The sequence below is a fragment of the Ensifer sp. Root954 genome, assembly GCF_001429005.1.
GTDB lineage: Bacteria > Pseudomonadota > Alphaproteobacteria > Rhizobiales > Rhizobiaceae > Ensifer > Ensifer adhaerens.
The window spans coordinates 30,532-43,244 of sequence record NZ_LMJM01000027.1 but is presented as its reverse complement, the minus strand read 5'-3'; the positions used below and the strand labels follow the sequence as shown (position 1 = coordinate 43,244).

14 protein-coding genes are annotated in these 12,713 nt (G+C 62.4%); 5 read left to right on the top strand and 9 right to left on the bottom strand.

Annotated features, from left to right (window positions below):
- Positions 1-2: 2 nt before the first annotated feature.
- Genes ASE71_RS22105 through ASE71_RS22095 form a run of 3 tightly spaced genes read right to left on the bottom strand, consistent with a single transcriptional unit; the run spans position 3 to position 2,902 of the window.
- Positions 3-725 (bottom strand): ABC transporter permease, encoded by a 723-nt coding sequence (locus ASE71_RS22105; protein WP_060520588.1) that lies wholly within the window; start codon positions 723-725, stop codon positions 3-5.
- Positions 725-1,444 carry an ABC transporter permease gene (locus tag ASE71_RS22100; protein WP_060520587.1) on the bottom strand — a complete coding sequence of 240 codons (720 nt, stop codon included), beginning with the start codon at positions 1,442-1,444 and terminating at the stop codon, positions 725-727. The genes ASE71_RS22105 and ASE71_RS22100 overlap by 1 nt, the downstream gene beginning before the upstream one ends.
- Before the next feature lie 33 nt (positions 1,445-1,477).
- The gene (locus ASE71_RS22095) at positions 1,478-2,902 is read right to left on the bottom strand and encodes a M20 family metallopeptidase (protein WP_060520586.1); all 1,425 of its coding nucleotides are present in this window, start codon (positions 2,900-2,902) and stop codon (positions 1,478-1,480) included.
- A 293-nt stretch (positions 2,903-3,195) separates the two neighbouring features.
- Between ASE71_RS22095 and ASE71_RS22090 the strand changes: the two genes are divergently transcribed.
- Complete coding sequence (locus ASE71_RS22090; protein WP_060520585.1) at positions 3,196-3,852, top strand: GntR family transcriptional regulator; 657 nt, start codon at positions 3,196-3,198, stop codon at positions 3,850-3,852.
- A 28-nt stretch (positions 3,853-3,880) separates the two neighbouring features.
- Here the strand turns inward: ASE71_RS22090 and ASE71_RS22085 are convergent, their stop codons facing one another.
- On the bottom strand, positions 3,881-4,525 hold the full coding sequence (locus ASE71_RS22085) for a VIT1/CCC1 transporter family protein (RefSeq protein WP_060520584.1): 645 nt from the start codon (positions 4,523-4,525) through the stop codon (positions 3,881-3,883).
- An 83-nt stretch (positions 4,526-4,608) separates the two neighbouring features.
- On the bottom strand, positions 4,609-5,499 hold the full coding sequence (locus ASE71_RS22080) for a LysR substrate-binding domain-containing protein (RefSeq protein WP_034788138.1): 891 nt from the start codon (positions 5,497-5,499) through the stop codon (positions 4,609-4,611).
- A 112-nt stretch (positions 5,500-5,611) separates the two neighbouring features.
- On the opposite strand from ASE71_RS22080, the gene ASE71_RS22075 reads away from it, so the two are divergent.
- From ASE71_RS22075 to ASE71_RS22055, 4 genes are all read left to right on the top strand, one after another.
- Positions 5,612-5,890 (top strand): hypothetical protein, encoded by a 279-nt coding sequence (locus ASE71_RS22075; RefSeq protein WP_051659126.1) that lies wholly within the window; start codon positions 5,612-5,614, stop codon positions 5,888-5,890.
- Positions 5,891-5,989: 99 nt separating this feature from the next.
- Positions 5,990-6,193, top strand: coding sequence for a DUF1127 domain-containing protein (locus tag ASE71_RS22070; RefSeq protein WP_034788135.1), 204 nt, complete (start codon positions 5,990-5,992; stop codon positions 6,191-6,193).
- Between the two features lie 793 nt (positions 6,194-6,986).
- Entirely contained in the window at positions 6,987-7,991 is a 1,005-nt protein-coding gene (locus ASE71_RS22060) for a GlxA family transcriptional regulator (RefSeq protein ID WP_060520777.1), read from the top strand.
- Positions 7,992-8,141: 150 nt separating this feature from the next.
- On the top strand, positions 8,142-8,741 hold the full coding sequence (locus ASE71_RS22055; RefSeq protein ID WP_060520583.1) for a YdeI/OmpD-associated family protein: 600 nt from the start codon (positions 8,142-8,144) through the stop codon (positions 8,739-8,741).
- A 276-nt stretch (positions 8,742-9,017) separates the two neighbouring features.
- On the opposite strand, the gene ASE71_RS22050 is transcribed toward ASE71_RS22055, so the two are convergent.
- The 4 genes from ASE71_RS22050 to ASE71_RS22035 form a co-directional block, all read right to left on the bottom strand.
- Positions 9,018-9,419: a DUF805 domain-containing protein gene (locus tag ASE71_RS22050; protein WP_060539312.1), complete on the bottom strand. Its 402-nt coding sequence runs from the start codon at positions 9,417-9,419 to the stop codon at positions 9,018-9,020.
- Positions 9,420-9,664: 245 nt separating this feature from the next.
- Positions 9,665-10,141 carry a VOC family protein gene (locus ASE71_RS22045; protein ID WP_034788525.1) on the bottom strand — a complete coding sequence of 159 codons (477 nt, stop codon included), beginning with the start codon at positions 10,139-10,141 and terminating at the stop codon, positions 9,665-9,667.
- Between the two features lie 123 nt (positions 10,142-10,264).
- Positions 10,265-11,557, bottom strand: a complete 1,293-nt coding sequence (locus tag ASE71_RS22040) for a sensor domain-containing diguanylate cyclase (protein ID WP_226020692.1) — start codon at positions 11,555-11,557, stop codon at positions 10,265-10,267.
- 292 nt (positions 11,558-11,849) lie between these two features.
- A complete protein-coding gene (locus ASE71_RS22035) occupies positions 11,850-12,683 on the bottom strand; it encodes a response regulator (RefSeq protein ID WP_034788121.1) in 834 nt (277 codons plus the stop codon).
- Between the last annotated feature and the right edge of the window lie 30 nt (positions 12,684-12,713).

Below are 12,713 nucleotides of genomic sequence, written 5' to 3'. Positions count from 1 at the left end.
GTTCAATGGGCTTCTCCCTTGAGTTCGGCGGAGATCGGCAATGGCGCGCGCAGCTGCGGGTTAAACCGGTGTTCGGCAAACGCAACGAGCCGGGTCAGCGCGAAGTTGATGGCGAGATAGATGAGACCGGCGACGACGAAGACCTCGATCACCCGGTAGCTCTCCGAGATCAGCTTGGCGGCGACGCCGGTGATTTCCATCAGCGTGATGATCGAGGCGAGCGAGGTCGCCTTGACCATGGAGATCATCTCGTTGCCGTAACCGGGTAGCGCCTGGCGCAGCGCCTGCGGCATGACGATGCGGCGAAAGATCATGACGCGCCCCATGCCGCAGGCCCGCGCTGCCTCGACCTGGCCGTGCGGAACCGAAAGGAGGCCCCCGCGGATGATTTCGCTCGCATAGGCGGCCGTGTTCAGCATCAGCGCCAGCACGGCGCACCAGTAGGGTTCGCGCAGAAGCGGCCAGAAGATGCTGTGGCGGACGGCGGGAAACTGGCTGAGGCCGTAATAGATCAGGAAGATCTGCACGAGCAGCGGCGTTCCGCGAAACAGGAACACGTAAGTGCGGGCAAAGAGATCGAGCGCAAGAATGCCCGACAGACGGGAGAGCGCCAGCCCAAGAGCCAGCACCGAACCAAGCGCGATCGATGTCGCGGCAAGCTCCAGCGTCAGCGGCAGCGCCGCCGCCAAGCTCCAGAAGGTTTCGAGGGCAAATTTGATATCCATCAGCCCCTCCTGACGCCGCGCGAGAACCGGCGCTCGGTAACCTGAAGAACCAGGCCCGACACGGTCGAAATCGCGAGATAGATCATGGCTGCGATGAAGAAGAAGTCGAAGGGACGGCTGGTCGATCCGGCGCCGATCTGCGCCTGACGCAAGAGTTCGACGACACCCGTGACCGACACCAGTGCGGACTCCTTCAACACCACCTGCCAGACATTGCCGAGACCGGGCAGCGCATAACGCAGCGTCAAGGGTGCAATGATGCGGCGAAACTTGAGGAGCCGGCCCATGCCGCAGGCGGTTGCCGCCTCCAACTCGCCCGGATGCACGGCGCGGAAGGCGCCGCGATAGACCTCGGTCTGCTGGGCGCCTGAGGTGATGCCGACCGCAAGTGCACCGGCGATGAAACCGGGGAAGCTGACGAAACCCTCCGCACCGAACAATTGGCCGATGGCCGTCACGACGGCGCTGCCGCCGAAATAGAAGAGATAGATGACCAGGAGGTCGGGAATGCCGCGAAGGACCGTCGTGTAGGCCTCGGCGCAGCCACGGACGACCGGGCCGCCGGAGATCTTCGCCCAGGCGCCGAAGGTGCCGATGAGGCCGCCGATCGCAAAACCGGCAATCGCGATCAGGATCGTCATCCAGGCGCCGGCGGCAAGCGCCGGGCCCCAGCCGTCCGGCCCGAAGCTGATGATGTCGAGGAAACCGGGCTCAGTCATCGCAGCGCCTCCCTTCGCTTGTCGATCGATGACTTAACCATGGCTCACCCCGGGGATCGGCGGGTCGACATCGTCAGGAATGGGATTGACGAAGGGCGTACCCTCGAGCCTTGCGGCATGGTCGGCCTTGGCGGCGGCAATGAGCGCGGAATCGAGGATCAGCTCCACCGCCGTGCTCGCCATCACCTTGGCCGCGTGCTCCATGCCCTTGTGCGCGGCCGGCAGCTTGCCTTGCGCCACCAGCTGCCAGGAATGGCCGGGCGTGCCGATCGCGTAGGTCGCGCCGCGCATCTGCACGGTCGGCACCACCCAGCTCACCGTTCCGACATCGGTGGAGCCGACAAGCGTGCCGGCGCCGTTTTCCGGCGGAAAGATCGTGTCGCAGAGCGAAACGCCCCGTCGCAGCTTGAGCCCGAAACGCTCGAAGGCAGAGGCGATATCCTCGCCGGTAAAGGTCTCCTGGAACTTTGCCGCCGTCCGCCGATCGTCCTCGTCGAACTGCGGCGGTCCCAGATGCTCAAGCTGGCGGTGCATCAGCGCTTCGAGCGGGGTGTTTCCGACGAGGTTGGCGTCGCCGCTGACGATCTCGTCCGTGACCGTGGTGCCCGTCATCAGCGCCGCGCCCTTGGCAACGCTGCGGACACGTTCCACGAGATCGAGCAGTTCCGGCAGGCTGCGGGCGCGCACGAGATAGCGCGCCTTGGCGCGGGCCTGCACCACGTTCGGCGCGTTGCCGCCGGTGTCCGTCACCGCATAGTGGATGCGCGCCGACGATGGCATGTGTTCGCGAAGATAGTTGACGCCGACATTCATCAGTTCGAGCGCATCGAGCGCGCTGCGGCCGAGATGGGGGGCGGCCGATGCATGCGACGCCCGGCCGCTGAAGCGGAAGTCGAGCTCGTTGCAGGCAAGCGAAATGGGGTTGTTGACGCCGGCAAAGGGTGCGGGGTGCCAGGAAATCGCGATATCGACATCGTCGAACACGCCAGCGCGCACCATGAAGCCCTTGGACGAGCCGCCCTCTTCCGCCGGGCACCCGTAATAGCGCACCCGCCCCTTGATGCCGCTGGCCGCGAGGTAATCCTTGACGGCGGTCGCCGCCATCATCGCGCCGGCGCCGAGCAGATTGTGGCCGCAGCCGTGGCCGTTGCCGCCGTCGACCAGAGGCCGTTCCTCTGCGACACCAGCCTCCTGGCTGAGGCCCGGCAGCGCATCGAACTCGCCGAGAATGGCGATGACCGGCCCGCCCTCGCCCGCCTCGCCCATCACCGCCGTCGGCATGCCGGCGATGCCGCGCGACACACGGAAACCTTCGGCCTCCAACAGCGCGGCGTGTTCGGCCGACGAGGAAAACTCCTCGTAATTGGTTTCCGGCGTATCCCAGACCCGGTCGCTGAGCACGAAGAACCGTTCGCGCTTGGCTTCGAGGAGGTCCCAGACGGCATCGGCATTTTTCATCGTTTCTTGACTTCCGCAACAATAGTAACCAGAATTGGCGCCAATTTATGATAACATTTTTGGATACACAAGAGGGTCCTGAAACATTTCAAGCGATGTGCACAACGGCGAGAGGCAGGCAGGCAACGCCGCTCTCCCGCATTGAATTGTTCAGGACAGCATCATAGTTTCTCCAAAAATGGAGCCAATTCCGCTGCGGCGGGCGACGCGAGGCACGCGCCGGGGACCTGGGACATGCACCAGCAACGTGCGTCAGAGGCCGGTGACAGGCGGAAAGAGAGTGTAAGGCAGGAATGAGCGACGATCTGACGGAAATGCTGGCGACCGAGGAAAAGCCCGAGGACAAGAAGGACGTTACCGACCTCCTGCTGCACGACATCCTGACCGGGACCCTGCCGGCCGGCGCCTGGCTGAAGCAGATCGACCTGGAGCGCCGCTACGACTGCACGCGGCCGGAGGTGCGCCGGGCGCTCGACCGGCTGTCGCAGCGCAGGCTGGTGCAGCACAATCCCAACCGCGGCTACCAGGTCTATGAACTCGACGACCAGCGCACGCAGGAAATCAGCGATATCCGCGTGATTCTCGAAACCGGCGTCGCCGACCGCATGGTTGCCAATGCAACGCCCGCCACCATCGCCGAACTGCGGCAACTCGCCCGGCAGTTCGACGAGATGTCGTTTCGCGGCTCCATCATGGAGCACTATGACGCCAACCTCGCCTTCCACCGCGCGCTTCTCATGCTCTCGGGCAATTCCGAACTCGTCGACGTCGTTGCCGAAATCCGCCAGCGCACCGTATCGGCCCCGGTATCGCAATGGCGCACCCGCGCCCGCATCGAGCAATCGGCCCGCGAGCACCACCTGATGGTCGACGCGCTGGAAGCCCGGGATCTGCCAGAACTGAAACGGCTGATCGAAATCCACATCCGCCAGGCACCGATCAAGGTGTGAGCAAACCCTCGTCGCTCAAGGACGAAAGTTATCCGCCAAAGAGGATCGTCACCGCCACCAGAACCGCGCCGATCGCAGCCATCGCAAAGGCCATCGGCCAGGGGCTTCGGCCCATGTAGCGGCCGAGGCGTGCGCCGATGACGAAGAGCATGACGAGCGCAATGGCGTTGGAGGCGCGCATGGCGAGCGCGACATTGTCCGTCAGCAGGAAGGGAATGCTTGGCGGCAACGTCGAGGCGACGACCAGCAGGAAGATCGCGACGGCTGCCTTAAGGTCGTGTGCGGTCACCACCCTGTGCCTGGGGTCGGCGGAGAGCGCCCTCACCCGGACAAGCAGCGCTTCCGTTTCCTTGGGCGAAGAGACGCGGCGCACATCGTCCGGCAGGCTTTCGAGAAACAGTTCGCGGGCGCGATCGAGCCGCTCAGACCTGAGCCTGTCGAGAAAACCGCGCCGTCGCACGCGCTCCACCACCGTCGTCAGCACATACATGACGCCGTCGACGATGCCCCAGGCGATGTTGCAGCCGAGGGCAGCGACAAGCACGGCATTGACGCCGCCCTCGCCGGCCGTGACCGTGCTCATGGTTCCCGTGAAGGACAGCGCCATCAAGAGGCCGAAGATGATCTCCGACAGGCGGTCGATCGGATCGAGGACGCGCGACCGTTCGCTCATGGCCGGGCACCCGACGAAAGTGGCCAGGACGACAGGAAGGCGGCGGGCAGCGACCGGGAAGAGCGCAACCGCGATATCTCCCCTTACTGGACCTGCAGATCGGCGAAGGCGTCGCGCACATGGTCGGCGACCGCCAGTACAGGCGCCGGCGCATCGCTGATCACCTGCAGGCCGATATTGTAGTGGCCGAGATCCGGCAGGCCGTCGCGCTCGCCGAGTTGCACCATTTCCCCCTGGACGAGGTAACGCGGCAGCGGCGCGATCGCGAGACCGGCAAGCACGGCGGCGCGCTGCCCGGTGGTATAGGCGCTGAGGAACGCAATGCGGAACTTGCGGCCGGCGCGCGCGAGTTTTTCTACCGCATCCGCCCGCCAGACGCAGCCGTCCTCCCACATCGACACCGGCAGCGGATCCTTCAGATGCGCGCTGCCGCACTTTGCGCCGGCCCAGACCAGCTTTTCCTGCATCAGAATTTCGCCATTGCGGGGCGTTCCCTCGGTCAGGCTGTTGAAGATGGCGATATCGAGCCGGTGCTCATCCACCTTCTTGCGCATGGCGTTGCTCATACCGATCGACACATCGACCGTGACGTTCGGATAGGATTCGGCGAAACGCTTCAGCACCTCAGGCAGGATGCGCTCGCCAACGTCCTCAGGCGCGCCGACGCGCACGACGCCGTTCATATCCGGCAAGAGAAAGCGGGAAACCGTTTCGTTGTTGAGCGACAGCAGGCGGCGGGCAAAGCCGAGCAGCAACTCGCCCTTCGGCGTCAAGGTGACCGAGCGGGCGTCTCGCAGGAACAGCGTACAGCCGAGCATCTCTTCGAGCTTCTTGATCTGCATCGAGACAGCCGACGGCGTGCGGTAGACGGTTTCGGCGGCGGTGGTGAAGTTGCCGGTCTCGGCAATCGCGATGAAAGTCTTCAGCACGTCCATTTCGAGAAGCGGAAGCGCATGGCGCATCAGCATGTTCATGGCGTCAACCTCATTCAAAAAAATTGAAAGATAGCTTCACTTCATTTCGTTTGATTGAACATCAGCAATGGCCGATAGTCAAGCTCAAGGACGACGCAGGAAGGAGAAACGCATGTCCACCGCAGCCCTTGTTATCGCCGCTTCGAAGAGTTCCCTCCGTAACAGCCGCCTGCCGCAGGCAGTGGTAAAAAAAGAGCATAGCAGGAGCAACGACATGGTCCTCAACGCCCTCAATCAAATGATCGCCGTCCTCGACGGTGTTGCAAGGCAACGACGCGAAAAACAGATCGCGCGGAATCGGGTGGAAGCCCGGCGCGAACTCGCCAAACTGCCACAGAGAGTCCGTGACGACGTGATGTTTGCGGACCCGCTAATCAATCACCATGTTTGATGAAAGGCATCAAACATATTCGTTGGAATGATAAGTCAGGTTAGGCCATAAATACCATCATGGTCGCGACCGGCTGAGACACTCAGAAGGAGCCATGAAATGTCCAACACTCAGTTTTCATCGGCCTCGGAACGGGCATCCTCCCACTCGTCCCTTCCGGGTCTCTTCAATCTGCAGGTTCGTGCCTGGGCAGTATGGAAGCGTTATCGCCAGGAACGGGCCCTCGAGAACCTGTCCTATGACACGCTGAAGGACATCGGCTTCCCGTCGGTGGACGATGCGGTGCATAAGACCGAACAATGAATGACGGCGTGATCTGTCCCTTCTGAGGGCGTCACGAACCGGATGAATCGAAGGGCATCGCCGACAAGGCGGTGCCCTTTTCCTTTGCGTTCGAACGTGTCGCCGCGCAATCCGAAACGCAATGCGGCCTAGTCAGCAACTCTGCGAGAAGCGACGGCCGACAGAGGAAACAGCCGGCGACAAGCCCCACGAACCCGAGCGCCAACGACCCCACGATGCCGTGGCCCAACCATCCGGCGTGGGCACCGATGGCGGTTGTCGCGACGATGACCGAAACAGTCCACAGGGCCTTCAGCAGCGAAACGGCGCGCCTCAGAACTGTTGGCTGATTCTGCCCCACGCAAAGTACCCTTCCAAAGAGACCGCCGCATCGCATGTAATGTCGAAAGCACGCGCCGCCAATGGTGTGTGATCATCGGCCGATTTGGCTCGCACCTCTACTCGCAGTGCCGTTAATCAGGCTAGCGATCGATCCCACGAGGTTCACTTGTCTTTTACCGACACCCGCACCAGCCGTGTGAAGCGTCGCAATCGGCAAACACAACCCTGGAGAGCGCTTTGCGAATGTTGCGTATCTCTGGCAGTTCTTGTCCGATAGCGTCAACAGCGCTGTAAAAACTGTCGCTTTCCTTACAAAAGCCTGAAAGCGGGGCCGAGCCGCCTTTCACCGCGCGATGTCGCAATGCGAAATCTCTTTGCGGTCGCTGCTATCCATGCGAATGTCGCAAACAGACAAGCCGAAGAGTATCTTCCAAGCGACGAATATACCGCATCGCCAAGCATGGGAAGCCTCATGAACAAGCCACTGACCAAAAAGCGTTCTCTCGTCTTCTTCCTGGTGCCGAACTTTTCCATGCTGCCCTTTTCGGCGGCGATCGAAACGCTCCGCATCGCCAACCGCATGCTCGGCTACGAGGCCTATTCCTGGCGCCTCGCTTCGTCCGACGGCGAAAAGGTCCTGTCGTCGAGCGGTATCGCGCTCGAGGTCAACTCGTCGCTTGCAGACGAGCGCAAGTTTCTCGGCGGCGAAAACCGCCCCTCGATGGTGCTGGTCTGTTCCGGCATCTATGTCGAGGACTTCAACAACAAGTCGGTCAATGCCTGGCTGCGCGAGGTCTATAACCGCGGCGTGGCCGTCGGCAGCCTCTGTACCGGCGCCCATGTGCTGGCGTCGGCCGGTCTTCTGACCGGCAAGCGCTGCGCCATCCACTGGGAAAACCTGCCGGGCTTTTCCGAAAGCTTCCCGCAGGTCGACGTCTATGCCGACCTCTACGAAATCGACAGCAACATCTACACCTGCGCCGGCGGCACCGCCTCGCTCGACATGATGCTGAACCTGATCGACCAGGATTTCGGCGAGAGCCTCGTCAACCGCGTCTGCGAACAGGCGCTGACCGATCGCGTGCGCGGGCCCCATGACCGCCAGCGCCTGCCGCTGCGCGCCCGTCTCGGCGTGCAGAACGCCAAGGTGCTGTCCATCATCGAACTGATGGAGGCAAACCTCGCCGAGCCGCTTTCGCTGCTCGAAATCGCCGAGGGCGCCGATCTCTCCCGCCGCCAGATCGAGCGCCTCTTCCGCCAGGAAATGGGCCGCTCGCCTGCGCGCTACTATCTCGAAATCCGCCTCGACCGCGCAAGGCACCTCTTGGTCCAGTCGTCGATGCCGGTGGTCGAAGTGGCCGTAGCCTGCGGCTTCGTCTCCGCCTCGCACTTCTCCAAGTGTTATCGCGAACTCTACAACCGCTCGCCGCAGCAGGAGCGCGCCGACCGCAAGCTGACGCTGCAGATGGCGCGATAAGCGGCAAATCATATGGATCAGACAAGGGCGGAGCTTCTCCGCCCTTTTTCGTTGGTGACACTTTCCGCTTGTGCCGTCATGACGCTTGCACGCGCCGCTGTCTTGGATTGAATGGTCGGCGTTTCAGCGGAGCGAGGAGCACAACGAACGATGGCCCCCGTGGAGATCGATCCCGCCAAGGTTCACGAATTCAAGGACTTCCAGAGCTTCTACGACTGGCTCGCCGCTCACCACCAGAGCGAAACCGAAGTGTGGATCAAGACCCACAAGGTCAGCTCCGGCCTCGCCTCGGTCACGCCCAAGGAGGCGATCGACGCGGTGCTCTGCTGGGGTTGGATCGACGGCGTGCGCAAGGGGCACGACGACAGGAGTTTCCTCCAGCGCTATTCGCCGCGCGGCAAGAAGAGCATCTGGAGCCAGATCAATGTCGACAATGTCTCGCGCCTGATTGCCGAGGGCCGGATGACTGAGCACGGGCTCAAACAGGTCGATGCCGCCAAGGCCGACGGCCGCTGGGACCGGGCCTATGCCAGCGGCAAGGACATGCAGATCCCCGACGACCTGCAGGCGGCGATCGACGCTGAGCCCGAAGCCCGCGAAATGCTTGGCAAGCTCAGCGCACAGAACCGCTTCGCGCTCGCCTTCCGCACCCACAACATGAAGACCGAAGCCGGGCGCAAAAAGAAGATCGAGACCTTCGTCGAGATGCTGAAGCGCGGCGAAACGATCTATCCGCAGAAGAGCAAGTAAAGCTATTGCGGGGGCACGACCGAAAGGTCGGCCTTCGTCCTGGCGGACCGGCATAGCCTGAGACCGATCCGGCACCGGCAAGGCTCGACGCCCGACGGCCGGGGGCCCAAAGCTGTTCGCACGCTCAATCTTGGCAATATCCGGCTTGATCATGCCCGGCATCGCCACCGTCACGCGCTTGGCACGTGCAGAGGCGAAAAATGAACGCCGAAGGCGACACGCGTTCTGTCGGACGCACACAAACGTCGCCGTAGCCCTTTGACTTACAGCCCGGCGTCACTGACCGGCGCGGCCGAAGCGCGTGGCACCACCTCCGACGAAGCGTAGGACCGGCGGACCAAAGCGGTTGTCACCCTCCTCGCCCGCGAGGAAGCCCAACATGACGAGGCCCAAGAGCGGCCCGACGACAGGGACGAACAGCGCAAGGTTCCACCACCCGGAACGGCCATGGTCGTGCCAGCGCTTGGTGTTGACCGTGAAGCCGAAATAGAAACTCGCGGTGATGATGAGGATGACAAGCATATGCATAAGGCTGAAGCCCGCAGCATAATTGTCGACGCCCGAAAGCGCCAACAACGCCCCGCCGGCGAACATCGCGGCTATCGCCGCAATGCAGATAACGAGCTGCGCCAACCACCAGGCCTGACGTCCGATACGGCCATCAACACTCGTAAACATCTGTAAATTCACGTCGTCTCCCCCCAACAGCCAGTGCGCTTCCAAGTGCCCGCGCGCCGGCCAGCCTTGTCATCCTATAAAAGGTTCCCTCATAAACGGGTAGATGTCTTCGCGACAAAAAGCGCCCCATGGTTGCGCAGGCAGTCGGCCTTGTGCCTGGCATCTCGAGCGTCGCTGGAGGCGGGGCATGGCCCGCCTGCCGCATCCACAACTTGCGGGTCCCGCACCCACGAGACAGCCGGCTTCTAGCCGTGAAACGCCCGCTCCAGTTCGGCGATATCGAGCTTGATCATACCGAGCATCGCCTCCGTGACGCGCTTGGCGCGCGCACGGTCGGAATGGGCGACCATGTCGCCGAGCACCCTTGGCACGATCTGCCAGCACAACCCCCAGCGGTCGCGGATCCAGCCGCATTGTTCGATCTGTCCACCGTTTTCGCTGATCGCGTTCCAAATCCGGTCGATCTCCTCCTGGGTATCGCACTGGATCATGATCGAGAAGGAATGGTTGAACGGATCGAGGGGCCCGGCTTCGAGCGCCAGGAATTCCTGGTTGCCGAGCGTGAACTCGATGGTCGTCACGCTGCCGGGCGGTCCGCTCGGGCTTTCCGCCGGCAAGGTGGTGACGCGGATGATTGCCGAATTGGGAACGAGCGAAACATAGAAGTCGACGGCCTGGCGCGCCTCCTTCGCAAACCAGAGATTTGAAACGACATTGGTCATGATTTGGTCCTCCTCGTGCCGCCTGATCATGTGCGGTAACCGAAGGACGATCGACTTCGTTCCAAGCCGACAGGTGACGGATCATTATTTCCGAGGGTGGGCCTGCCGGTCTGGCCCGGCAGTTTACGAGGCCAGCGCGTCGAGCAGCGCCAACTCGGAAATCACCCGGTTCCGGCCGGCATGCTTGGCCATGTAGAGAAACTGGTCGGCGGCATGCAGGTAGTTCTCGAAGGCCTCCGAGGTCTCGATCGTGGCAAGCCCGATCGAGACGGTAATCGTCAGCTCCTCGTCGTCGGCGACGATGCGGGATTTTGCGAGTTCCAGGCGCAGCGCGTCGCAAAAGGCGAAGGCGCGCCGCACGTCGCAGCCGTTGAAGAGGATGCCGAACTCCTCGCCGCCGAGGCGGGCGAGCAGATGGTCCTCGCCAACGAGCACGGAGAGGCGCTTGGCCACATGCTTCAGCACGATGTCGCCGATCTCGTGGCCATAGGTGTCGTTGAGGCGCTTGAAATGATCGATATCAAGCACGGCGATCGCCGTCGGCTCGCCGCGCCTGAGGCACTGCTCGACCAACCGCGGCCCCGCGACGAAGAAGTGCCGGCGGTTGTAGAGGTCGGTGAGGTAGTCGCTGGCCGCCTGCCGCTGCAGCGTCTGCAGCCGCTTCTGCACACCGGCCGCCTGCGCAATGCGCCCATTGAACTCCGCTTCGAGGAAGGGCTTCTGAATGAAATCCGTACCGCCCGCTTCGAGGAAGCGGGCACCGGCACGCCGGTCGCCGCTGTCGGAGAGACCGATGACCGGCACCGCGCCGTCGCCCCGCCGCCGTTCCACCTCGGCAAGCAGCGCTGCGCCGGACATGTCGGAGAGATCAAGGTCGGTGACGACGAGATCGACGGCCTCGCCGCTGTCGAGCACCTGCAGCGCATCGGCGGCAGATGCGACCTCGCAGACGGAAATCCGCTTGCGCCTCAAGATGCCGGCCAGTTCGCTGCGCGAGGCGGCATCGGAATCAGCAAGCAACACCGTCGTCTTGCCGTTGGTCAGCGCCCGATCGACGGCGCCAATCAAGAGATTGATCGATTCCGGCTGGTGCTTGATGACACAATCGAGCGCGCCGCGCCTGAGGATTTCCTCGCGCGTATGGTCGTTGAAGGCCGCGGTGAAGACGACGGCCGGCACCTGGTTGTCGAGGATAAATTCGAGCGCCTCGCAATTGGGCGCATCCGGCAGGTTGAGATCGAGAACGGCGAGCGAGAAGCTCTCCGGCGCCTGCTCCAGCGCTTCCTTCAGCGCCGCCAGCGAGTTGCAATGGGTAACGCGAATGCCGTGGACGGACTCAAGCCCGTACTTCAGCGCCGTCGCAAACATCCGGGAATCTTCGACAAGCAGCATGCGCTTGTCACTGTGCTTCTGCACAGAATTCAGCCGGCCTGGCGTGCGGCGCAATCTCACGTCCCTGCAACCCCTCTCGAGCCACAGGCGTGCTTCCCTCAAGGGGTGACGCTGGCTCCCGAAATCTTCAACCCGGCCACTTGCCGCGCCTGGCCTTTCGGCCGGCGTGATCCGTGTGACCGGGTTCCCCGCTCCTGCTGCGGCGGATTGAAGACCGTTCGGATTGCAATTTCGTTAATACGGCAACCTGTGCGCGGCGTTTTTGATGCGCCCACCCAATAATTCTTAGGGGTTTTTACCCATCCTGCATTGATGGTTAAGCAGGAACCCTAACTTTTTCACTGAGTGTGCGGATCTTGGTCAGCGTATCCAGGTTCTGGTTGACGCGGCAGTAGAATTCCTCGTTGACGAAGGGACGAACGACGAAGTCGTTGCCGCCGGCCTTGAGGAAGCGCGCCGACAGAAGCCGGTTGGTCGACGACGAAACACCGATGATGCGCAGCTGGTGCGGCCCGTAGGAACTGCGAATGCGCCGCGTCAGCTCGAAGCCGTCGATATCGGGCATGTTGTAGTCGGTGATGACGAGGCCGATGTCCGGATTGTTCTTGAGGAGCTCCAGCGCCATCGCGCCGTTTTCGGCCGAGCTGGTGCGGAAGTTGTAGCGCTTGAGCTGCGTCGTCAGCAGCGCGCGTGCGGTCGGGCTGTCGTCGACGATCAGCACATGGTGCTTGTGGTTGGTGAGGAACCGGCAGACCGATTCCGCCAGCATGTCGACGGCAAAGACGCTGTCCTTGATGACGTAGTCGACGATCTCCTTGGCCAGAATCTTCTCGCGCGTTGATTCTTGGAACGAGCCGGTGAAGACGACGGTCGGCACGCTCATCTCGATCAGGTAGTTGAGCGCCTCGCCGTTTTCCGCCCCCGGCAGGTTGATGTTGGAGATGGCGAGCGAGGCCGGGAATGTCGCGTTTTCGACGGCGAACTGCAGATCGTCATAGTCGCGGCAGACGATGACATCGATGTCGAACAGCTCTTTCAGCCGCTTCGAGACCATCGAGGAAAAGAGGTTGGAGTCCTCGGCAAGCACGATGCGGTGCTCGGCAAGGGATTCGCCGGAATAATACATTCCGGAAACGCCAAAAAATGACATTGAACGCCTATGTGAAAGAGTGTCCCCCTA